The sequence below is a fragment of the Chitinophagales bacterium genome (assembly GCA_040877935.1).
Classification (GTDB): domain Bacteria; phylum Bacteroidota; class Bacteroidia; order Chitinophagales; family CAIOSU01; genus JBBDNB01.
Genome location: JBBDNB010000059.1, coordinates 12,966 through 35,205 on the forward strand (window position 1 = coordinate 12,966; position 22,240 = coordinate 35,205).

Annotated in this window: 24 protein-coding genes; 14 read left to right on the forward strand and 10 right to left on the reverse strand. The window is 39.4% G+C overall.

The features are described from left to right. Positions 1-89: 89 nt before the first annotated feature. The 5 genes from WD048_16550 to WD048_16570 form a co-directional block, all read right to left on the reverse strand. Entirely contained in the window at positions 90-323 is a 234-nt protein-coding gene (locus WD048_16550) for a type II toxin-antitoxin system HicB family antitoxin (protein MEX0813830.1), read from the reverse strand. A 73-nt stretch (positions 324-396) separates the two neighbouring features. Continuing rightward, positions 397-618: a hypothetical protein gene (locus WD048_16555; GenBank protein ID MEX0813831.1), complete on the reverse strand. Its 222-nt coding sequence runs from the start codon at positions 616-618 to the stop codon at positions 397-399. Positions 619-670: 52 nt separating this feature from the next. Next, complete coding sequence (locus tag WD048_16560; protein ID MEX0813832.1) at positions 671-1,030, reverse strand: phage holin family protein; 360 nt, start codon at positions 1,028-1,030, stop codon at positions 671-673. Positions 1,031-1,033: 3 nt separating this feature from the next. After that, positions 1,034-1,321, reverse strand: a complete 288-nt coding sequence (locus WD048_16565) for a YtxH domain-containing protein (protein ID MEX0813833.1) — start codon at positions 1,319-1,321, stop codon at positions 1,034-1,036. A gap of 242 nt (positions 1,322-1,563) precedes the next feature. After that, on the reverse strand, positions 1,564-2,985 hold the full coding sequence (locus WD048_16570; protein MEX0813834.1) for an ATP-binding protein: 1,422 nt from the start codon (positions 2,983-2,985) through the stop codon (positions 1,564-1,566). A gap of 341 nt (positions 2,986-3,326) precedes the next feature. Here WD048_16570 and WD048_16575 point away from each other — a divergent pair, with 341 nt between their 5' ends. From WD048_16575 to WD048_16625, 11 genes are all read left to right on the forward strand, one after another. After that, a complete protein-coding gene (locus tag WD048_16575) occupies positions 3,327-4,109 on the forward strand; it encodes a T9SS type A sorting domain-containing protein (GenBank protein MEX0813835.1) in 783 nt (260 codons plus the stop codon). Positions 4,110-4,231: 122 nt separating this feature from the next. Then, complete coding sequence (gene eat / locus WD048_16580; protein MEX0813836.1) at positions 4,232-5,566, forward strand: ethanolamine permease; 1,335 nt, start codon at positions 4,232-4,234, stop codon at positions 5,564-5,566. Between the two features lie 195 nt (positions 5,567-5,761). Next, positions 5,762-7,117: a glutamine synthetase family protein gene (locus WD048_16585; protein ID MEX0813837.1), complete on the forward strand. Its 1,356-nt coding sequence runs from the start codon at positions 5,762-5,764 to the stop codon at positions 7,115-7,117. Between the two features lie 76 nt (positions 7,118-7,193). Beyond that, on the forward strand, positions 7,194-7,400 hold the full coding sequence (locus tag WD048_16590) for a hypothetical protein (protein MEX0813838.1): 207 nt from the start codon (positions 7,194-7,196) through the stop codon (positions 7,398-7,400). Further along, positions 7,393-7,650 carry a type II toxin-antitoxin system RelE/ParE family toxin gene (locus WD048_16595; protein ID MEX0813839.1) on the forward strand — a complete coding sequence of 86 codons (258 nt, stop codon included), beginning with the start codon at positions 7,393-7,395 and terminating at the stop codon, positions 7,648-7,650. The genes WD048_16590 and WD048_16595 overlap by 8 nt, the downstream gene beginning before the upstream one ends. Positions 7,651-7,681: 31 nt before the next feature. Then, positions 7,682-8,374 carry a DUF4290 domain-containing protein gene (locus WD048_16600; GenBank protein ID MEX0813840.1) on the forward strand — a complete coding sequence of 231 codons (693 nt, stop codon included), beginning with the start codon at positions 7,682-7,684 and terminating at the stop codon, positions 8,372-8,374. After that, a complete protein-coding gene (gene murA, locus WD048_16605) occupies positions 8,374-9,678 on the forward strand; it encodes a UDP-N-acetylglucosamine 1-carboxyvinyltransferase (protein MEX0813841.1) in 1,305 nt (434 codons plus the stop codon). The genes WD048_16600 and murA overlap by 1 nt, the downstream gene beginning before the upstream one ends. 66 nt (positions 9,679-9,744) lie before the next feature. Continuing rightward, positions 9,745-10,653: a tRNA (adenosine(37)-N6)-dimethylallyltransferase MiaA gene (gene miaA, locus WD048_16610; GenBank protein ID MEX0813842.1), complete on the forward strand. Its 909-nt coding sequence runs from the start codon at positions 9,745-9,747 to the stop codon at positions 10,651-10,653. After that, a complete protein-coding gene (locus WD048_16615; protein MEX0813843.1) occupies positions 10,650-10,898 on the forward strand; it encodes a hypothetical protein in 249 nt (82 codons plus the stop codon). The genes miaA and WD048_16615 overlap by 4 nt, the downstream gene beginning before the upstream one ends. 9 nt (positions 10,899-10,907) lie before the next feature. Next, positions 10,908-11,885 carry a hypothetical protein gene (locus WD048_16620; protein MEX0813844.1) on the forward strand — a complete coding sequence of 326 codons (978 nt, stop codon included), beginning with the start codon at positions 10,908-10,910 and terminating at the stop codon, positions 11,883-11,885. Between the two features lie 33 nt (positions 11,886-11,918). Then, entirely contained in the window at positions 11,919-12,425 is a 507-nt protein-coding gene (locus WD048_16625; GenBank protein ID MEX0813845.1) for a metallophosphoesterase family protein, read from the forward strand. An 84-nt stretch (positions 12,426-12,509) separates the two neighbouring features. Here WD048_16625 and WD048_16630 read toward each other — a convergent pair whose 3' ends face one another. Both WD048_16630 and WD048_16635 read right to left on the reverse strand, forming a co-directional pair. Continuing rightward, the gene (locus tag WD048_16630; protein ID MEX0813846.1) at positions 12,510-12,809 is read right to left on the reverse strand and encodes a hypothetical protein; all 300 of its coding nucleotides are present in this window, start codon (positions 12,807-12,809) and stop codon (positions 12,510-12,512) included. Between the two features lie 89 nt (positions 12,810-12,898). Further along, positions 12,899-13,303, reverse strand: coding sequence for a DUF983 domain-containing protein (locus WD048_16635; GenBank protein ID MEX0813847.1), 405 nt, complete (start codon positions 13,301-13,303; stop codon positions 12,899-12,901). Positions 13,304-13,483: 180 nt separating this feature from the next. Here WD048_16635 and WD048_16640 point away from each other — a divergent pair, with 180 nt between their 5' ends. The 3 genes from WD048_16640 to WD048_16650 all read left to right on the forward strand — a co-directional run bounded on the left by WD048_16640 (position 13,484) and on the right by WD048_16650 (position 16,456). Beyond that, the gene (locus tag WD048_16640; GenBank protein MEX0813848.1) at positions 13,484-14,614 is read left to right on the forward strand and encodes a toxin-antitoxin system YwqK family antitoxin; all 1,131 of its coding nucleotides are present in this window, start codon (positions 13,484-13,486) and stop codon (positions 14,612-14,614) included. A gap of 15 nt (positions 14,615-14,629) precedes the next feature. Continuing rightward, complete coding sequence (locus WD048_16645) at positions 14,630-15,817, forward strand: aspartate aminotransferase family protein (protein MEX0813849.1); 1,188 nt, start codon at positions 14,630-14,632, stop codon at positions 15,815-15,817. 72 nt (positions 15,818-15,889) lie between these two features. Then, entirely contained in the window at positions 15,890-16,456 is a 567-nt protein-coding gene (locus tag WD048_16650) for a DUF502 domain-containing protein (GenBank protein MEX0813850.1), read from the forward strand. A 57-nt stretch (positions 16,457-16,513) separates the two neighbouring features. Here WD048_16650 and WD048_16655 read toward each other — a convergent pair whose 3' ends face one another. From WD048_16655 to WD048_16665, 3 genes are all read right to left on the reverse strand, one after another. Then, positions 16,514-19,327 carry a PKD domain-containing protein gene (locus tag WD048_16655; GenBank protein MEX0813851.1) on the reverse strand — a complete coding sequence of 938 codons (2,814 nt, stop codon included), beginning with the start codon at positions 19,325-19,327 and terminating at the stop codon, positions 16,514-16,516. A gap of 46 nt (positions 19,328-19,373) precedes the next feature. After that, positions 19,374-20,495: a DNA polymerase III subunit beta gene (dnaN, locus tag WD048_16660; GenBank protein ID MEX0813852.1), complete on the reverse strand. Its 1,122-nt coding sequence runs from the start codon at positions 20,493-20,495 to the stop codon at positions 19,374-19,376. Between the two features lie 276 nt (positions 20,496-20,771). Then, the gene (locus WD048_16665) at positions 20,772-22,121 is read right to left on the reverse strand and encodes a T9SS type A sorting domain-containing protein (protein MEX0813853.1); all 1,350 of its coding nucleotides are present in this window, start codon (positions 22,119-22,121) and stop codon (positions 20,772-20,774) included. Between the last annotated feature and the right edge of the window lie 119 nt (positions 22,122-22,240).

The window sequence follows — 22,240 nt, forward strand, 5'->3', positions numbered from 1 at the left end:
CCCTTGACGACAAGCAAACCCGCAAGGCATTAAAGGGATTTTAATTTTTTTTAGCAGATTCTTCCCTGATATAACTGGTAAACCAGACATTAAGCAATTAATTCTAATTCCCTGAATCCAATAAAGCGATTTAGATTACTTGGTTTTTCTTCTTCCATGCACATTTCTATAACTTCTTTAATGTTTTCTATCGCTTCATCTACTGTTTTTCCGTAGGAATGGCAGGCTTTAAAAACAGGGCAACTTACAATATACATACCATCTTCGTCAATTTCTACAAGTATAGGAAGGTGGATAGAATTTCCTTTTTTTATTGTCTTCATAAATTTATAGCTGATTGCTTTTTACCAAAAATCAATATTAAGCTTTAACCCTGAATTTTGCTTAGGGTTAAAACTACTTGCTAAAAGCCTTCAAAACCAATCTCAAAACCCGATATGCTGTTTGAAACCAGGAGCCTTCTCCTTCCGACAATTTTTCCAGATTAAAATTGCGCTGTACATAAGTATCCAGCAACTGTGCTGGTTTGAGTTCGTATTTCGCCAGCTCGTAATTATCTGAAAGTTTTTCTTCCAGAAATTCGTTTTCCAATTGCAGACGCATTCGCTGCAATTTCATATCCTGGTAATTTTTTATTTCGTGTATCGGGGGGAATGAATTTTCAGACATTTTATTGGTTTTTTTGAAACATTAAAGCAATCATCCAGCGCAGCATAGGCAGCTCTATCAGTTTTTTTCTAAAGGCATACAAGCCCAGTAAAATCAATAGCCAAACTCCGGCCATGATGATAAAACCCAGGGGCAAACTGTTTAGCAAATCTCCTATTTGCAAGGCAGCGGCCAATGATAGAAACAACAAAACGATATACCCGAGAAAGGTGAAAAAAAACGCAATGAGCAGGAAGGTATTTATTTTTGTAACACGCTCGGCCATGTCCAGTTTATAGGCATCCATTCGATTGCGGATGTAACGTTGCAGTAGTTCCTTGCTTTCGCTGCTGATGTCAACAATGTCTTTTCTCTTGCTCATGATTTATGCTTTAGCCTTGCTACTCTCTTTTTGGGATTTTTCGTCAGCTTTGGATTTGCTGTCCTTTTTACCCGAAAGCACATCGTTTTTTATCTCTTCAAAACTGTTCTTCATTTTGGTTTCTAGCTCGGCCTCCCAGTCGCTGATCTTTTCATTGAGTTGCCTGCGCTTTTCCTTTCCGGCTTTGGAATTGATGTAAAGGCCTGTTGCCACTCCTACGGCCATTCCCGCTAAAAAGCCCCATGGAATTCCATAGTTTGATGTTTGTTTTTTCTTCTCTGAATTGCTCATGTGTCTTATTTTAAATTTATTGCGTATAAAAATTAGCTAAAAAAAATTGAATTACCTAATTTATAGTTGCTAATATGTAGATGCAAAGTTGCTTTAAAAATGATCAGACCGCATTTTGCAATTATTTAATACCGTCAGACCATTCTTTGTTAGTTGACTTGATTTTGGTGAATGGATGCTTATTCCTGAAAACCATAAGTGGCTAAATCTCTGTTTTCAAGAAAGTTTTAGCCGGATATAGCTTAATCTATTGGCTTGAACAGTGCGTTCATTTTCAGCTCATTTTGCACCAGCTCCAAGCTGTAGGGGTTTTGTTTCAATCCATAAGTGGTAATCATGGTAAGGAATAAATTCTTACGGGTATTGCTGTTTTCCCTAAATAAATTCACCTTGTTTCTGAGCTCATTGGCATATTTCTTATCGATAGTGAATTCTGCGCTGTAGAATTTCATTTCACAAATATTGATTACATTATCCGCCCTGTCTATAAGCAAATCTATTTGTGCGCCTTCATCTTCGTTTTTGTCAGACCAACTGTGGTTTTCAGAATCAACGGCTGCTATTCCAAGCGCCTTTTTTATTTCTTCTATGTGTTTTAGGCAAACGGTTTCAAAGCTAAATCCCAACCACGATTTATAGGCTTGTCCATTGGATTTCGCCAACCATGTTCCCTTGCCTTTGGCCCTTGATTGCTCAATAAATTTGAGATAAAACAAAGAATACTCATCGTTTAATCTGTACAGGGCATCTTTTTTTAAATTCCCAAATGAATGATATACTTCTATAAAACCAGACTCCTCCAATTCTTCAAGTGTTTGAGTCAATCTTCCGCCTGTCACTAAGCCTGTTTTCTTCAATATCTGTTTTCTGCTAATTCCTTTCCTTGAATTGGCTAAGGCCCGAATGACTGCGCTGTGTCTTTCATGATTTTCAAATAATGAAGCAAAAACATCCTTAAACTCATTCCTCAACGGAGCGTCCTTGTGAAAAAACATGCGGTCAATTGCCTGAGGAACACTTTCGCCTTTTTCAAGTTTATCGAGATAAAATGGAACACCCCCAATTGTCATATAAATTTTAAGGATATCGTAATCAGAATAATGAATTTTCTTGCTTTTCAGAAATAATTTGGTTTCATACAAATTGAATGGCAGCAGCCTTATTTTTTCTGTAATCCGGTTGTGCAGACCGCCTTTATTCCTAACAATTTTCTTTACCATATAGGAGGCAGCCGAACCGCAAATCACAACGATTAGGTCATTTTTTTTGACTGCATAGCTGTTCCAAAAATGCTCAAATGCCATCAAAAACTTCGACTTTCTCGTTGCCAACCAAGGAAATTCATCTATAAAAATAACTTTCTTCTTTTTTGAACTAAGGCCATCCATGTATTCTGACAATTGACCAAAGGCCTGAAGCCAGCTTTTGGGTTTTTCAATACTATCTAGTTTATTGGAAAGCGAAAAATGGAAATTTTCCAACTGATCGGCCATTAGACCATTGTGCAAACCAGTAAGCTCAAACTGTATATGCGATTGATAGACTTCCCTGATCAAAAAAGTTTTCCCAACTCTTCTTCTGCCGAAAATAGCGATCAATTCCGCTTTATCAGATTTCAAAGCTTTTTCAAGCCTTTTGACTTCTTTTTCCCTACCTGCAAGCATTTTTCAAAACTTATTTAAAGCATTTATAAGTGGCCAAATGTACAAAAATAAATTAGATTTGGCCACTTATAGAGTTGATATGTTTTGGAAAATCGATTGAATAGACCATTGAAATCACTAGAAAATATCTGAAAAATTTAAAGCAGAGCATCTTTTATAAGTGGCCAAATCTATGGTAAAATATCAGTTTTGGCCGGATATAGCTCTGTTTTGACATCAAAAGCAAACTTCTGGTTGGAGGATTATAACCGTCCTATGTTCAAATAGCAAACGCATAAGAAATGCGCACTTAAAATAATTAATTATTTGTTGCTTTATAATAAATTCCTTATAATCATAAAATGAAATTATTGCCAATACTCTTTCTATTATTGAGCCTTTCAAATCAGCTCTTTCCCTGTACCTATGTTCAAAATTCATTTTGCGTTTCGAATTACACCTATCCCGAAGATGCGCTAATAGCAGGAAAGATTGTCCAGGTTGATTCCAATGGAATTGACTTAGAAATAATAGAGGTATTAAGCGGATTGGAAATAAGAGATACAATAAGGATTTGGGACATTCCAGATGTTGAATGTAATGGGATTTGGCCAATGTCGGCATCAGAAATGGGCGACCTTAATGATTCAATAATAGTAAACATGTCTTTAATCGACTCTATCAAATACTCCTGGGATGTTTTGGATGATTATAGAAGACCAAAGGATTTGGCCGTTACCCGATACCTGAAATTTTCAAATGATAGTGTTTTTGGTTTTATAAGTGGTTACATCTATGCACCATATTCTGAACAAAACCGAAGCATGAAATATGGCAATTTCAAGAACTTCTTAAATGATTCGGAATGCCAAAGACTTGTGAACATCCAAGAAAGGGCTAAGGATCAAAGCCTTAGTTACTACCCAAATCCCGTTCAATCTACTTTAGAAATTCATCTAGGTGAAGATGATAAGCAAGAAAAAAACTTTGAAGTTTATGCGCTCAATGGAAAGAGAATTCTAAGCTTGGTGAGCAAATCTGAAAAAGTCCAAATTGATTTTTCTTCATTTTCGACAGGGGTGTATTTAATAAGGATCCATCAAAAGGGACATGCTGAAAGTATCCTTAAAGTTTTCAAGGAATAATTATCTAGTTTTATTCGTGCACCTGACTGCCGTTAGGCAAGTTTAGTGGCAAATCCCCAAAATTTTCAATTAATTCACCCCAATCCACCATTTTCCGCAAATTTTTATGGAATTTTAAGGGCATGTCTGAATCCAATGTGCCCCAAACTGAATTAAAACGTACACTCGGCCCCATCATGTTGTGGGGCTTGGGCGTGGGATATGTGATTTCCGGCATGTATTTCGGCTGGAACCTCGGTTTGGCAGAAGGCGGTACTTTAGGCCTTGCCATTGCCACCGGATTTATCATTGTCATGTACCTATGTTTTACTTTTAGCTATACCGAACTGGCCTGTGCCATTCCTAAAGCCGGAGGTGCCTTTGCCTATGCCGATCGTGGGCTGGGCAAGAAAATGGGTTTTTTGGCGGGCATGGCGCAAAACATAGAATTCATTTTTGCCCCACCGGCCATCGCAGCAGCTATTGGTGCTTATTTTAATATCTTTTTTCCAGCCATTCCGGTCATTTACATTGCCATATTTGCCTATCTGGTTTTTACAATCTTAAACATCACCGGGGTAAAAGCGGCAGCTACTTTTGAATTGCTCATTACGATTTTGGCGGTAGCAGAATTGCTGATTTTTGCGGGCGTTACGCTTCCTCATTTTGAGTTTGAAAACCTAAAAGCCAATGCCCTGCCCAATGGTTTTCAAGGCGCATTTGCCGCCATCCCCTTTGCCATTTGGTTTTTCTTGGCCATTGAGGGCGTGGCCAATGTAGCAGAAGAAGCCAAAAATCCACAGCGCAATGTGTTGATTGGTTTTGGCTCCGCAATATTGACTTTGGTGGTTTTGTGTCTCTTGACTTTTGCCTCATCGGTGGGCGTAGCGGGCTGGGAAGCAGTCGTTTATCCTGCCGGAAGTACCGAGGCGTCCGACTCACCCTTGCCACTGGCATTGGCCATAATTGTGGGTGAAAATCATTTTCTCTACCACCTTTTGATTACCGTAGGATTATTCGGATTAGTGGCCTCTTTTCACGGTATTATTTTGGCGGCAGGTCGCTCCACTTTTGAGTTTGGCAGGGTAGGATATGTGCCCAAAAAATTGGGGCAGGTACATCCCAAAACCAAAACGCCCGCCAATGCTTTGGTGGTGAATATGCTCATTGGCATCATTGCCTTATTGACGGGCAAAACGGGTGAAATCATTACCATCGCTTGTTTTGGTGCATTGACGCTTTACATCGTTTCCATGTTGGCATTTTTTGCCCTGCGTAAAAACGAACCCGATTTGGAAAGACCCTTTCGTGTGCCTTTTTTCCCAATCTTTCCAGCCCTGGCATTGATTATTGCCACCATTGCCCTAATTGCCATTACCGTTTACAATCTCAAATTGGCGCTGGTATATGCAATTATGCTGGCACTGGCATATTTGTATTTTTATGTGGTCATCCTAAAAAAAGAAAATCGTACTTAAATTTATCCGTAAAGAATACAAAGAAAGAAGCAATGAGTCCACTCCGAAAACTTAAAAACCTGGAAAATAGCGGTCAGACGGATTTCTTAATAGGATGTAGAACAAATTCAAACCTATTGAAAAATTAGATAAGTAAGCCGTCAGACCGCTTTTAAAAATAAAGAAATGACTAAATGATCAAATAAAAAAATGCACATGACTTTAGAAGAAATCATCTCGAAAATAAAGGACAGCGAACACAACAAAGTGAAAGTTGCCGTGAGCGACCTGGAAGGCATTCTTTGCGGAAAATTCATGCACAAGGAAAAATTCCTTTCGGCTTTGGAAGGAGGCTTTGGCTTTTGCAATGTGGTTTTCGGTTGGGATACCGATGATGAATTGTATGAAAATTCCAAGATTACGGGCTGGCACAGCGGCTACCCCGATGTGGAGGCGCGCATCGATCCGCAGACTTATCGGCATATTCCCTGGGACAATGATGTGCCATTTTTCTTGGCAGATTTCAGTCGCGAGGCAGAAGAAGATTGGGCAGCTTGTCCGCGCAGTTTACTGAAAAGGGTCCGCAAGAAAGCATATTCCATGGGCTACAAACCCGTTTTTTCACAAGAGTTTGAATGGTTCAATTTTGAGGAAAGCCCTCAGAGTTTGGAGCAAAAGGATTACCGAAATCCCAAACCCATGACGCCCGGCATGTTTGGTTACTCTATTTTGAGATCTTCTTTGAAAAGCGAATTTTTCAACGACCTGTTTGATTTGATGGAAAAATTCGATGTGCCATTGGAAGGCCTGCATACCGAAACTGGCCCTGGGGTTTATGAAGCGGCCATTCGCTATGGTGAAATTCTGGAGTCTGCTGACCGAGCCGTGCTGTTTAAAACTGGGGTAAAGGAAATCGCTTACCGGCATGGGATCATGGCAAGCTTTATGGCCAAGTGGAATGCGGAATTGCCCGGCTGTAGCGGTCATGTGCATCAAAGTCTTTGGGACGAAAAAGGGGAGCAAAATCTTTTCTACAATGAAGAAAACGAAGGCATTAGTGCCTTGATGGAAAGTTTTATGGCGGGTCAATTGGCTTGTTTGCCTTATATTTTGCCCATGATTGCGCCTACCATCAATAGCTATAAAAGATTGGTGGAAGGAGCCTGGGCACCCACTACATTGACCTGGGCCAAGGACAATCGAACGGTTGCATTGCGCACCATTCCTGCAGGTCCCAAAGCCACGAGATTGGAAAACAGAGTGGTGGGTTCAGATACCAATCCCTATTTGGCGATGTCGGCCTGTTTGGCTTCCGGCCTTTATGGTATTGAACAAAACTTAAAACTCGATTCACCAGAAACCGTAGGCAATGGCTACAAAGATATGGGGTCGGGGAAATTGCCCGCAACATTAAAGGAAGCTACTGCCGCCATGAAAAACTCGGAAATTCCAGGACTCTTGTTTGGTGAAGCTTTTGCCGATCATTTTGTGCGCACACGGGAGTGGGAATGCCAAAAATTTGAGCAGCACGTAACAGATTGGGAGTTGAAAAGGTATTTTGAGATTATTTAAAGCGGATAAAAAAATATTAACAACTAATTTTCCTTTTTTTGCATTGTACCTGTAATAAACAGCATAAAATATTATTATGAGTTTGCCTAAGCCACATTATATTAAAGATGATTCCGGTAAAAAAGTAGCAGTAGTTTTTTCTATGAACCAATATGAAAAAATATTAGAGGAATTAGAAGAACTAGAAGATGTAAGAGTTTATGACCAGGCCAAAAAAGAAGATGATGGCACTAGGATTCCTTTAAAAGAATACATAAAAAAACGCAAAGCCCGTAATGCCTGAATATGAGGTACAGCTTACTGGAAAAGCCAGAAAGCAACTGGATAAACTATCAGATAATATTGCTGATCCAATAATAGAAGCCATTGATCATTTAGCTGAAAATCCTCGACCAAGATCCTGTAAAAAACTTAAAGGGAGAGCAGCTTATAGAATTCGCAAAGGAAAGTACCGTGTTATTTATGAAATAAAGGACAAGCAACTAATCGTAATTGTTATTGCTGTTGGACTTCGAAAAGATATTTATAGGTAAAGGTTCATTCAAATCTCAATACATTGCTTACATGCAATGGCATACCACTCCAAAAACTTTGCTTAACTTTGAAGCCAATAATTTAAAACAGATGAAATACAATACCACCAGAAACCAATTGGTTTTTAAAGAATACGGCAGGAATGTGCAGCGCATGATTGAGCACATTACCACCATGGAAGATTCCGAAAAGAAAAAAGAATTGGCACTGGCCATTATAGATTTACTTGGGCAAATGAATCCGCACTTGAAAAATGTGGACGATTTCAAACACAAATTGTGGGATCACCTCTACATGATGTCGGACTACAAACTGGATGTAGATGACGCACCCTATCCCGCTCCACCAAGATTAGAGGATCAGCCCAAACCAAAACATCCCGGTTATCCAAAGCACAAAATCAAATTGCGCCACTACGGCAAAAATGTGGAATCGCTGATAGAAAAAGCCAAGGAATTTGATGATGAGGAAAAGAAAAAGGCTTTTGCAGAAGTGATTGGCAATTACATGAAATTGGTTTATCAAAACTGGAACAAGGAAAATGTGAATGACCAAATCATAATGGAAGACATTCAAAAGCTTTCCGGCAATAAATTGGAATTGACTGAAGATTCCAATTTAGACACATTGGCAAAATCCAATAGAAGCAAGCGTAAACCATACTCTGGCAAGAAAAGAAGCAATAACCCCCGCAGCAATAACAAAAGAAATCGCAGGAAATAGTGGATACTTTTGAAGTAAAAGGCGGTAAAAAACTAAGCGGTAGCATTACACCACAAGGCGCAAAGAATGAAGCCCTACAAGTGATTTGTGCCGTATTGCTCACCAAAGAAAAAGTAAAAATTTCCAATATTCCCGATATCCGGGATGTCAATCTTTTGATTGAAATACTTGGCGAACTCGGTGTCAGTATTGAAAAGGAAAACGAACACACTTATATTTTTCAGGCCGATAATGTTGACCTAAAATATTTGCAATCCAATACTTTTAAGAAAAAAGGCGGTGGATTGCGCGGTTCCATCATGATAGTAGGGCCATTGTTGGCGCGCTTTAAGAAAGCATATATGCCACGTCCGGGTGGAGATAAAATCGGTAGAAGACGATTGGATACCCACTTTATTGGCTTTGAAAATCTCGGGGCAAAATTCACTTTCGATCCAGAGGATAATTTCTATTCTGCCGAGGCGAAAAACATGCAGGGCACCTATATGCTTTTAGACGAAGCATCTGTTACCGGAACTGCCAATATTGTGATGGCAGCAAGTATGGCAAAGGACAAAACAACTATTTACAATGCCGCTTGCGAGCCCTATTTGCAACAGCTCTGCAATATGCTCAATAGAATGGGTGCAAAAATCTCTGGTATTGGCTCCAATTTATTGACCATAGAAGGAGTAAACGAATTGGGCGGAACGGACCACCGCCTATTGCCCGATATGATTGAAATTGGGAGTTTTATCGGCTTGGCAGCCATGACCGGTTCTGAAATTACCATAAAGGATGTTCAGGTGGAACACTTGGGCATGATTCCAACTGTTTTCCGCAAATTGGGTATTCAGCTCAATATTGAAAAAGACAATATCCATATTCCTGCGCAAGAGCACTACGAAATACAGACTTTTATCGATGGCTCGGTAATGACCATTGCAGATGCGCCTTGGCCGGGCTTTACACCCGATTTGCTCAGTATAGTTTTGGTGGTAGCAACACAGGCAAGGGGCACGGTATTGATTCACCAAAAAATGTTTGAAAGCCGCTTGTTCTTTGTAGATAAATTGATCGACATGGGGGCGCAGATTATTTTGTGTGATCCACACAGAGCCTCGGTTGTAGGTTTGGATAAAGCCTATCCACTGCGCGGTATTTCCATGTCTTCGCCTGATATCAGGGCGGGTGTTTCACTTTTGATCGCAGCACTTTCTGCCAAAGGCACTTCCCATATTCACAATATCAATCAAATTGACAGGGGCTACCAAAACATCGATCAGCGACTGAACGCTTTGGGCGCTTCTATTAAGCGGGTTTGAGTCTAAGTTTTTAATTATCAAATTCAGGTTAGTAGAGCTGACACAGCTATTCTTTATTTTTGACGCATGCCTAAAACTCTGATTTCAATAATTGGCCCTACTGCTATTGGTAAGACATCCCTTGGCATAGAACTGGCTCAGAAATTCAATACTGATATAATTTCAGTTGATTCCCGTCAATTCTACCAAAATATGGATATAGGCACAGCCAAGCCAAGCCCGGAAGAGCTTAAAAAAATACCACACCATTTTATCGATATGCTTTCTGTAGAAGAAAATTACAGCGCAGGGCAATTTGAAAAGGATGCATTAAAAACAATTGAAGCACTATTTCTTAAAAAAGATGTGCTGATTGCAGTAGGTGGTTCCGGACTATATATCAAAGCATTGTGGGAGGGGCTGGACGAATTTCCTGAAATTCCGGTTGAAATCAGAAAGGAATTGAATGAACAACTTGAAAATGAAGGCTTATTATTTTTACAGAATAAATTAAAAACGCTAGACCCTGAATTCTACAAAAGTGGTGAAATCCAAAACCCGCAACGGGTAATTCGCGCACTTGAAGTTTGCCTGCATTCAAATAAGGCTTTTTCGGAGTTTAAAAATCAAAAACGTGCTAATCGCTCCTTCGATATTTTAAAAATTGGATTGGAAATGGAGCGCAAAAATTTGTATGAGCGCATCAATCAAAGAGTGGATCAAATGCTGGAAGCAGGGCTGGAAAAAGAAGCAAAAGCATTTTATCCTTTAAAGAAGTTGAATGCATTGCAGACAGTAGGTTATCAAGAGTTTTTCGATTATTTCGATTCCAAAACCACAAAGGAAAAAGCAGTAGAATTAATTAAACGCAATACCCGAAGATATGCCAAACGACAATTGACCTGGTTCAGAAATCAGGAAGCAATTCATTGGTTTCACCCCGCAGAAAAAAAACAGATATTTGCCTTCGTTTCTGAAAAGTTGGACAAGTTTTGAAAAACTACATAGATTTCTACACAAAATTAGACAGGCATATTGTTTATCTGTTGATTGCAGAGTTCTTTTTACAGTTTATCAATTCATCCTTTTTTCTACTGCTCAATTATTATTTTGATGCCATTGGCCTGGAGGATTACCAAATTGCCGACCTTGTATCCTATCGTTTTCTAGCAGTAATGCTATTTGCTTTTCCGCTGGGTTTTTTCATTAAAGGAAAAAAAGTAAAGCCCTTTTTCCTGTAGGCAACCGTCATGGTTCCCACCTTTGCGCTGATTATTATTTTCAGTGCGCAATATCATTATTATACTCTGCTAAAAGCTGCAATGGTATTGTGGGGTGTCGGTTTTACTTTTATACAAATTACTGCACTACCGTTTATGTTGTTAAATACTTCCTCTGATAAGCATTCAGAATCAATCACCGCATTTTTCCAGACCTGGAGTATTTCAATATTCATTTGCGGTATTGTAAGTGCCTTTTTACTGGAATATGTTTCGATGTATTTTGATGAAAAAATATTGCTGTTGATCTTTTCTTTTTTGGGATACACCGCCATTTATTTCATTTTGAAAATTGATATTCAGGAAAAAGTGACCCAACGCATTCCCTGGAAAAAACTGGCAGGACACCACGATTGGGGGAGAATAATAATGGTATGTATTCCCACTTTTATTATTGCCATAGGTGCGGGGTTTACCATTCCCTTTATCAATCTGTTTTTTCTTAATGTTCATGGTATAGGAACTTCTGTATTTTCAATTCTCGGCTCTATTACCTATGCATTGGTTGCTGTTGGAATGGTTATGATTCCGAATATTAGAAGAAGATATGGCTATGAAATTGCAATTACTTTTATTCAGACACTTTCTATTCTTGCGCTGGTGTTGATGGCGACAACAGAGTGGTACACTGAAATGGCTTTTGCCGTATATATTGCCGTGACTTTTTACATTATTAGACAACCGCTAATGAATATGGCCGGGCCAATGACTTCTGAGCTGTCGATGTATTATGTAGGGGATAAAAATCATGAACTTGTAAGTGCATTGAATGCAAGTATTTGGTCGGGAAGCTGGTTTATAAGCGGTCAAATTTTCAGGGTCTTGCGGGCGCAGGATTTCGCTTATGTCAATATTTTCCTTATCACGGCTGGATTATATGCTGTGGGTGTGATTTGGTATTATTTTTTGATCAGGGATTTCAACAAGCAAAAAATGCAATTGACTTGACGTTTTTTCCAACAGCTTTAAAGCTTTAATCGAATGAAAAAAATACTCCTTTTGTCAGACACACATGGCTTTCTTGATCCTGCACTGGAAAAATACATAAAAGCAGCAGATGAAGTATGGCATGCCGGTGATATTGGCACAAATGAAGTAACAGATCAATTGAAAAAATGGAATATACTAAGGGCTGTTTACGGCAATATTGATGGAAAGGAATTGCGTCTGGAATTTCCTAAAAATCAAATTTTTGAATTGGAAGGAGTTAAAATATTTATGACCCATATTGGGGGTTATCCTAGTAGATATGCCCCTGGTATTTTACCACAAATTGAAATGCACAAACCCAATATTTTCATCTGCGGACACTCGCATATCCTGAAAGTGATGCCTGATAAAAAAAGGCATTTAATTGCGATGAACCCTGGGGCAGCAGGAAATTATGGGTTTCACAAAATCAAAACTTGTTTGCGCTTTCAACTGAATGCAGGAAAAATTGAAAAACCGGAAGTCATTGAATTGGGATTGAGAGGGCAGGTAAAGTAAATTAATTTTAGAGTTCCCTATACTACTTTTGAGGAGACGGTATTCTTAGACTTGCACAACTTGAGATAAAAATACCCTTAAAAATTATGTAGCAATCTCATCTTTTGTGTTTTCTGAATAAACGGAATCCACCAATTGTTTTCCAAAATCCCAAATGCGTTTGCGCATGCCCAGATAGACAAACAACACCATTAATATTACATAAGCCTGTATTGCGTAAAGCCTCCTGGCAACCATATATTCGGAAGGGATATTTATAGCCGAATCTAAAAGTGCAATTTTAGTTCCCGGAAAATGATAAACAACAAACAACATATAAGCACAATACAGGATGTCCCAGATTAAAAAAGCTATAATAAAACGGTCGGCAATTTTCTTAAACATTTTTGTATTAGGCTTGAAATTTAGATTATGAGATTGTATTATGTTAGACGTAAGCGAATATAAAAAAGTTGCTCAATCATTCAAAAAAATTAATCTTTCCATACAGGCGCTTCATTTTTCCAATTTGGATTGTACTTCACAAACATATTGACCCAGATCATTCGAGCTGTTCGAAACTCATAAGGGATTAATATCAAGTGAATTAAACTGACCACAATAATTGAATGAAGTACACTAAGTCCAAAAATGAAATGAGCAACAGCAATCATGATCAATAACAAACCCACACTTAGCGCATAGCCAATATACATTGCTCCCCAGTAAAAGCCTATTTCTCCAAGCTCGGGATCCTGACCACACACAGGGCAAGTTTTATTCATTTCAAAAAGCCGTGAAATCTTATAGGGGTTTTCTTCCACAAACATGCTCGACTCATGACAGCGAGGACATTTGTGAAAAAATATACTGTACAGAAAGCTGCCCTTTTTAAACATTCTAAATACTTTTAAGTAATTTCAATTTTCTTTTTCAAAAGTAAACTGATAATAAATACTTTTAGCTAAGTTGCTTTGGTTTATTTTTATAAATTAATCTTGTTAAAAAAGAAATGCGGGCTGTTTTCATTTGTTTCAAACAAATTTAATGAGATTTAACAGGCCGCACAATTGAAAAATATGCTTCTCCAAAATCGTGCAAATAAATATTATCTGCTGTTGCTTATCTTTCCTTTATTGTTTTTAACAGAGGCATGTGATAAAAAGGAAAAAACGCGTGATGTTGTTCTCAGAAATTATGCAAATGGTGAACCACAGGTAATTATTACTTTTCAAGGAAAAGGAGAAAATGAAAAAAAGATCAGGCAAATTGAATACTATGAAAATGGAAAAGTAAGAAGTGAGGTAAATTTCAATGGTAAAAAAGAACACGGAAAAGCTACTACCTGGTATGAATCAGGACAAGTTAAATTTATAGAATATTACAATGAAGGCCTCAAAGACAGTGTATATCGTTTTTGGCATGAAAACGGCCAATTAGGTGCTGAAGAATATTACGATAATGGTGAAATTACAGGTGAATCTAAAACCTGGTTTGAAAATGGAAAACTTGCTACACATGCTTTTCATGAAGAAGGGGCTTATGAAGGCGAATTTAAAAAGTGGTATGCCAACGGAAATATAATGCAGGAAGGCCAGTATAGCAATGACAAAAAAGAAGGCATATGGCGTTATATGGGCACCAATGGCCAGGTAGAATCAGAGGGGGGGTATCAAGACGATAAAAAAGAAGGATTTTGGTCTTACTGGTATAAAAACGGACAGAAAAGAGCTGAAGGAAATTATGTGAAAGGTGAAAAGCAGGGCAAATGGCCATTTTGGTACTCTAACGGCAAACTCGTAGCAGAAACATACTTTAACAATGGCCTTAAGGACGGGCTATGGCGAGAATGGTATGAAAATGGGCAGTTAGGGTTTGAAGGCAATTACAAAGATGGCAAAGAACACGGCACAATTACGACCTGGTATGAAAATGGCAATAAGAAGTGGGAGCGAAACTATGTTATGGGCAAGGAACACGGAACTTCTAAAACCTATTGGCCTAACGGTAAAATATCAACCATAGGCCACTTTATTGACGGAAAAGAACATGGCTTATTTATTGGATATTATCAGAACGGACAAAAAGAATTTGAACGATTTTATGAAGATGGCAAAGCTGATGGAGATTTTATACGTTTTGACCGTCAGGGTAATGTTAAGGAAAGATTTTACTTTGAAGACGGGCAATTAATCAGGCGCGAGAATTAAAATACAGTTTACAAGATGAGCACACTCAGGCAGCTCTTTTTATCCAGAGTAGCGCAAACTACTGATTTTCCATTATTACTTGAAATTGAACGTGCCGAGGGCATCTACCTTTATGACACTAAAGGCAAGCAATATATTGATCTGATTTCTGGTATTAGTGTCAGCAATGTGGGGCATTGTCATCCCAAAGTAGTTAAAGCTGTTCAAGAGCAGGCAGAAAAATTTATGTTTCTGATGGTTTATGGGGAGTATGTGTATGCGCCACATGTATGTTTTGCAGATTACTTATGCAAACAATTGCCAAGTTCACTTGATCGCGTTTATTTCGTCAATTCAGGCTCTGAAGCTGTAGAAGGAGCAATGAAAACTGCCAAAAAATATACCGGAAGAGCTGAGATCATTCACTTTAAAAATTCCTATCACGGCAGTAGCCATGGTGCCTTGAGCGTTATGGGCAATGAATATTTTAAAAACCCCTTCAGGCCGCTATTGCCCGGCATCAAAGCACTGGAATTCAACAACAGCGAAATGCTGGATGAAATCACTGATCAAACTGCCTGTGTGATTGCTGAGCCGGTACAGGCAGAATCAGGTATTCACCCGGCAAGTGAGGCATTTATGAAAAAGCTCAGAAATAAATGTACTGAAACCGGGGCCTTGCTAATATTGGATGAAATTCAAACCGGAATGGGTCGTACAGGGACACTCTTTGCTTTCGAACAATATGGTATTGTTCCAGATATCTTGCTCTCTGCAAAAAGTCTGGGAGGCGGAATGCCAATTGGTGCCTTTATTACCTCTTCAGCAATTATGTCTTGCCTAAAAGAGAACCCCATTCTGGGTCATATTACTACTTTTGGTGGGCATCCTGTTTCATGTCGTGCCGGTCATGCAGCGCTGGAAATTTTACTGGAAGAGGGGCATATCGATCAGGTAGAGGAAAAAGGCAAATACTTGGAAAATTTGCTGCAACATCCTTCGATTCTGGCAAAAAGAAGAAAAGGCCTGATGATGAGTTTGGAGTTCGAAAATTTTGAGCAGAACAAGCGCATTATTGATGCCTGTATTGAAAAAGGTGTGGTTACCGATTGGTTTCTTTTTTCGGATAAATGCATGCGCATTGGTCCTCCGCTAATCATCAGTTTTGAGCAACTGAAGAATGCAGCTGAAATAATCATTAAGGCTATTGAGCAGAATGCTTGATAAAAGCAGAATTATCAGTAAAATTCCTTTTCTTAGACTATACTCAGATTCAAGAAAATCAAATCTACAAGCATGAAACAATTCGGAAAATACCTATTGCAAGGTCTGCTTTTATTTGCCCCGCTCATTATCACCGTTTATATTTTTCTGGCCACCTTTCTCTGGCTCGACAATATGGCCAATGACTTGATAGAAACCTTGTTTGGTTTTCGCTTTATGGGGCTGGGTTTTGTGGTAATGATTTTGTTGCTCGCTGCTCTCGGCTGGCTGGGTTCTACCCTTTTGTTCCGTCCATTCTATAATTTTATGGAGCAGGTTTTTCAAAGTACACCTTTGCTTAAAATTATCTACACTTCATTGAAGGATCTGTTTTCTGCTTTTGTGGGGAAAGAGAAAAAGTTTGAAAAAGTAGTGCTGGTCAAATTTGCAGGAAGCGAGCAATTACAAAGAATGGGATTTCTGACACAATCAGATCTTGAAGGCATTGGTTTGAAAGCCAAAGTGGCTGTTTACTTTCCGCATTCTTACAATTTTTCAGGCAATCTGTATATCGTTGACAAAAGCTGTGTAACACTTATTGATATTGACGTATCTACTGCAATGAAATTTATGGTTTCCGGTGGTGTAGCTAAAATTTGAGCATAAAAAAACCTGCCAAATTTATTTGACAGGTTTTTTAAAATTTATGCCTAAAGTTTAGCGCAATACCTGAACCTTGGTTTCCATTAGAATTCTTCCATCATTGTCTCTGCCAATTAAAAAGTACAACCCTTCAGCCAATTCTGCTGTAGAAATAAAGTTTTCTGAACGATCAGCACGGGTAACAACATGTGCTTTTCCATTTAAGTCAATAAGTGATAAAGTAATGTCTTTATCCTGGAAAATATTGCTTTTTACATAAAACCCATTGCTACTTGGATTGGGATACAGTTGATAATCTATATTTGCGCGATAGTCCTCAATACCCGGACAAGCCCCATATATCACATCAATAGATGCTTCGGCAGTACAATTGTTTGATCCGGTATAGGTATAAAACACAGTAGAGCTGTTTAGATTAGAATCAACAAGTACTGTAAGATCCAATGTACTTCCACTCACGCCCACCCCGCTAAAAGTACCTCCGGGTGGTGTCGCCTCTAATGCTAAGGTGCTGACTTGATCAAAGCAAATTGTTGTATCACCAAAAGCAAAATCAACATTTGGCAGTGCATTGACTTCTACAGTTTCCTGTGCAGTGTTTGAGCAAGAAGTATTGTTGTCTGTTACAATTACCGTATAGGTTTCATCAGATGAAGGATTCACCTGGATGCTTGCAGTAGTCTCATTATTATTGCTCCATTCATAATCTGTGCCTCCACTTGCGGTCAAAGTTGTAGTTTCCCCTTCGCAAATTTCCGTGTTCCCGATAATGCTGGCATTTGGCAAGGCATTTACTACAACCGTTTCCTGAATTGTAATGGAGCATGTATTTGTATCCGTAACTATAACCGAATATGTAGAATCAGATGTTGGACTTACTTGAATACTTGCTGTAGTTTCAAAATTGCTCCACTCGTAATCAGTCCCTCCACTTGCAGTCAAGGTGGTCTGATCGCCAGTACATATTTCTGTATCACCTGTAATCTGTGCATTTGGAAGCGGGTTAACGGTGAGCAAAATACTGTCGGTTCCGGTACAGCCCAATGCGTCTTCAAGTTCCACTGAATAGTATTGATCAGCCCCGGGACTAACCAGTATGCTATCATTTCCGGAAAATGTACTCCAAGTAATATTGTCTGTTGTATTTACAAATAAATAAGTGCTGTCTCCTGCACAAATCACGGAATCACCCGTAATTTCAGGCTCGGGATTGGCGTGGAAAGTTACTGTGGCAGTACCTGTCCCTGTACAACTCTGGTCATCCACAGTTACTGAATATGATCCATCTAAAGTAACAGATATAGTCCGGGTGGTATCCCCTGTATTCCATATATAATCCGCCCCTGAATTGGCTGCATTCAACACCACCGTATCGCCTTCACAGGCATCTACATCGTTAAGTGGCACATTCAGGTTTGAACCGGTAGTTACTACTGCTGTATCTGTAATAGAGCAACCAGAAGAAGGGTCGGTAATGGTTACTACATACGTGTCGGGTGTGCTCACGGTTATTGTTTGACTGCTTTCAGTAGTTGACCAGTTGTAAGTGGCTCCCGGATTTTCAGCATCTAATGTTACAGGATTTCCATTACAGATAATCGCATCAAATAATGCAGGGCTTGGCTCGGGAAGTACATTCACCGTCACCTGATCAGCATCAGTACACCCGGTAGCTCCCGTAACCGTTACAGAATATGTACTTGTAGAGGATGGGCTTACAGTAATACTTGCATCTGTAGAATTGTTGTTCCAAGCATAACCCACACCACCTGATGCAGTGAGTGTAACAGTATCACCAGGACAAATATCTTCATCAGCTCCTGCATCGGCTATTACTTCATTGATGGTGATGGTTTTTTCAAGTGTGTCTGGATAATTTCTGCTTGCAATTAATCTTACCGTAAATTGACCGGATGAAGTATAAGTGTGACTTGGGTTTTGCTGTGTGCTTCCATTGCTTCCATCACCAAAATCCCACTGCCATGATGAAGGATTTTGAATGCTACTGTCGGTGAATTGCACCACTTGGCCCACACAGGCGTCTTCAAAGCCAAAATTGGCCAAAGGTTCTGGTGTTGCTTGTGTAATGATCAATGTAGTGGAATCCAGATCACCCTGTAAATCGGTAGAAACCTCTGCTACGGGCAATTTACCTTCTCGGGTATGGAAGTAATAATTTACAAGTGTGTCGTATATAAGATCTACTTGATTCCATTGTGCAGGAAGGCCAGGAAATACGGAGAACTTTGCAAAAATAGTATCAACAATATATTCTACTCTTTTGTCTTTGATGCTTTTGTAAATTCCATAGTCGGTTTCAACTAAACCATGAGCCTCAACAGTATCGAAATGTTCTGACTCTCTCTTCAACCAAACGGAATCAACACCAAAAGCAGACCCATCGCCTTTCTCACTGATTTTATAACTGCCACTAAAGTTTTTGAGGTATTCCAATGGATAATCATAAATAAGAGATGGTGGATCAATTTCGATAGTCATTGTTACCCCTAAATTAAGTGGGTCACCGGCCAAACCAACTAAATGACTGCTTGCTGTCGAACTTTCAAAGTAAACAAAAGTAATATTGTCGGCAGTCATGCAAAGATTGGAACTTGGATAATCAGAAGCATAGGGCGTAGTTGCCGGATCTACAGCATTTGTTACTGCGGTGGTATGTTTATTGTGCCCCCTGAAATCCCAATACAGATCGGCTCCGGTATTCATAAAACCGCTGATGTTTGGAATGGTATCGGTTTCACGGGTTGCATTTTCGCCTATTTGTATGATCTGGTTTTCACTTACAGTGATTTGTGCTGTAGTAATTTGCGTCAGCAATATCATTACAGCAGGAAGTATATATTTTTTCATGGGGTATGGTTTGTTTGGTATAAGATAATAAAAATGGGATTGATTATCAGCTATTGAGCATAACCGGCATTACTAGCATCATCAATTCCTCATTGTCGTCTTTTTCAGCAGGCAAAAGAATGCCGGCACGGGTTGGCCCACCCAATTCAAGATTGATTTCATCGCTTTCTAAAATTCCGAGCATTTCAGCCAAAAACTTGGCATTAAAACCAATTTCCATGTCCTCGCCTTTGAAATTACAGGTCAATCTTTCATTTGCTTCATTGGAAAAATCAAGGTCCTGGGCTGAAACCTGCAGGTCGCTACCTGCTATGCGCATCATTACCTGGTTGGTGGTTTTGTTTGAGAAAATCACAATTCGCTTGAGTGAATCCTGCAATTCCTTTCTTCCTATGGTCAACAGACTTTCATTGTTCGTTGGAATTACTGCATTGTAGTCCGGAAACTTGGCATCAATTAATCTGCATATGAGCTTGATGTTTTCAAAACTAAAAAATCCATTGGAGTTGTTATACGAAACATCTACTACAGCATCTTCATTATTTGGCAAAGCATTTTTCAAAAGATTCAACGCTTTTCTTGGAACAATAAAACTTCCACTTTCATCACTCTTCGTGTCTAACCTGCGGTAGCGCACCAGCTTGTGTGCATCTGTTGCTACAAAAGTAATTCCATCCTCATCTAACTGTACAAGGACTCCTGTCATTGCAGGCCTAAGATCATCGTTGCTAACAGCAAAAAGCGTTTTGCTTATAGCATTGTTCAATACTGAAGCAGGCATATGAATATCAGAAACATTTTCTGCTTCCGGGATTTTCGGGAAATCTTCACCATTCTCTCCGGCCAGTTTATAGCGTCCATTTTCTGATGTAATTTCTATAGCATAGGATTTTTCATCATAACTGAAAGTCAATGGCTGCTCAGGCAGAGTCTTCAAAGTTTCCAAAAGAATTTTTGCAGGCACGGCAATCAGCCCTTCCTTTTCCGATTGAATTTCCAGTGTTGAAGACATGGAAGTTTCCAAATCTGTAGCAAAAACCGTCAGTTTATTGGGTTCTATTTTAAAAAGAAAATTCTCCAGAATTGGCAAGACCGTATTTGCACTGATCACTCCACTTACCAATTGCACTTGTTTCAATAAATTACTAGTCGATACAATAAATTTCATTGCTGTGTTATTTTTATATTTCAAATTGCCCAAAGGGTTTGCAGTATTAATTTAACCTATCCTTTACGATTTATTCCTTTCTGTCACAATTGTCATTTCCATCAAGGGAATTAAAAGGATAATAATTAACTGCCAAATATAGCGATTATCCCGATACGGAACAGGTTTTAAATGAAAATATTTACCCGCATAATTTTCAACAGAGGCAGCAGCTATAAAATAAAATTGCGGCACAAATAAAGCTGTGCCGCAATTTTAAAAAATAATTTCAAGCCATTAGTCGCGTTGCAGGATCAACTTGTGGAAAACAGGTTTTTTTCCTTCAGTTACCAATCGTGCTAAATAAACACCTTCTGATAAATCTGCTGTATTCAGCACTTCTTCATATGTGCTGTTGGCTTGTGCATGGCCATCAAACAATACTGCAATGCGCTGTCCGGCCATATTGAACAGTTCGAGTCTTGCCCTTACCGTTTCTGAAACAGTAAAAGTCAGATAAACTTCATTGGAAAAAGGATTGGGATAACTGCCCACATCTCCAAAGTGACCCGTTTTTTGTCCATTGGCACATGGCCCTACATAATCGCCATGGGCAAGATGAGCAGCCAATGCGCTTGAGTCAATACAAATACTGTGCTCATTGCCCGGATTTCCGGGAGGTACGTGGCATATCAGTACTTTGTTGCTGTCGCAGGACGGCTGCGTTGATGAAGTATCAATTACCTCTACAATTACTTCATCTGAAGAAGTACAGCCATTGGAATCAACAACCGTAAAGGTGTATGAATTTGTTACTGAATCACATACTGTAGTAGATGCTGTAGTGTCACCATTGCTCCAGGAATAATTATAAGGTGCTGTGCCTCCACTTACAGTTCCCATTAAGTCAACACAGGCGGGAGCAAAAAGCGTGGTGTCGGCTCCGGCATCTGCTACAGGTGAATCATACACCACCACATTGATGGTATCTGAAGCACTGCAGCCCAATGTGTCGGAAATTTCCACAAAATAAGTTCCGCTTTGGCTTACTGCCAGGGTTTGAGCAGTGGAGCTGTCGGACCACAGATAGCTAAATGATCCTGAACCGGCATCGAGCATCAAAGTATCGCCCGAACAAAAGGCAGTATCGCTTCCCAGATCAACAGTGCAGGGTGGAGGCGGAGGAGTGGGACAATTGCCCAGGAAACATCCGTGTGCCAAATGTGCTGGAACAGCAGGGGCACCCACACATATGCTATGTGCATTGGCCGGATTGCCTGGCGGCACGTGGCAAATCAAAACTTTGTCGTTGTTGTTTCCACAGCGTACATCCACAACTGTAACGGATACCGTATCCGATGCGGTGCAGCCATTGGAATCCGTAATGCTCACGATATAATCGGTATCTACCGTATCGCAGACGATAATGGAGGCAGTGGTATCGCCTGTACTCCATAAAAAAGAAAACGGGGCGGTCCCCGTTGCACTTGCATTTAATGTGACACAAGAATAAGGCGCATAGCCCAAATAAGTGCTTGTATCATTTCCTGCATCTACCGAGCATTGTGCCTGTAGGTGTTGAGTTGAAAAAAGAAAAACAAAAGCTGATAGAACAGAAAGGGCGAAGATTTGAGTGAGATTTTTCATAGCTGAAAGTTTTAGTGAAACTCCATTAAGTTAATGAAAATCCCTGTCTTAATCAAATTCCATTAGTGCTATGGGGCTGTTAAAAAAGACTAAGAGAGGTATTGTTGTAAACAAAAATG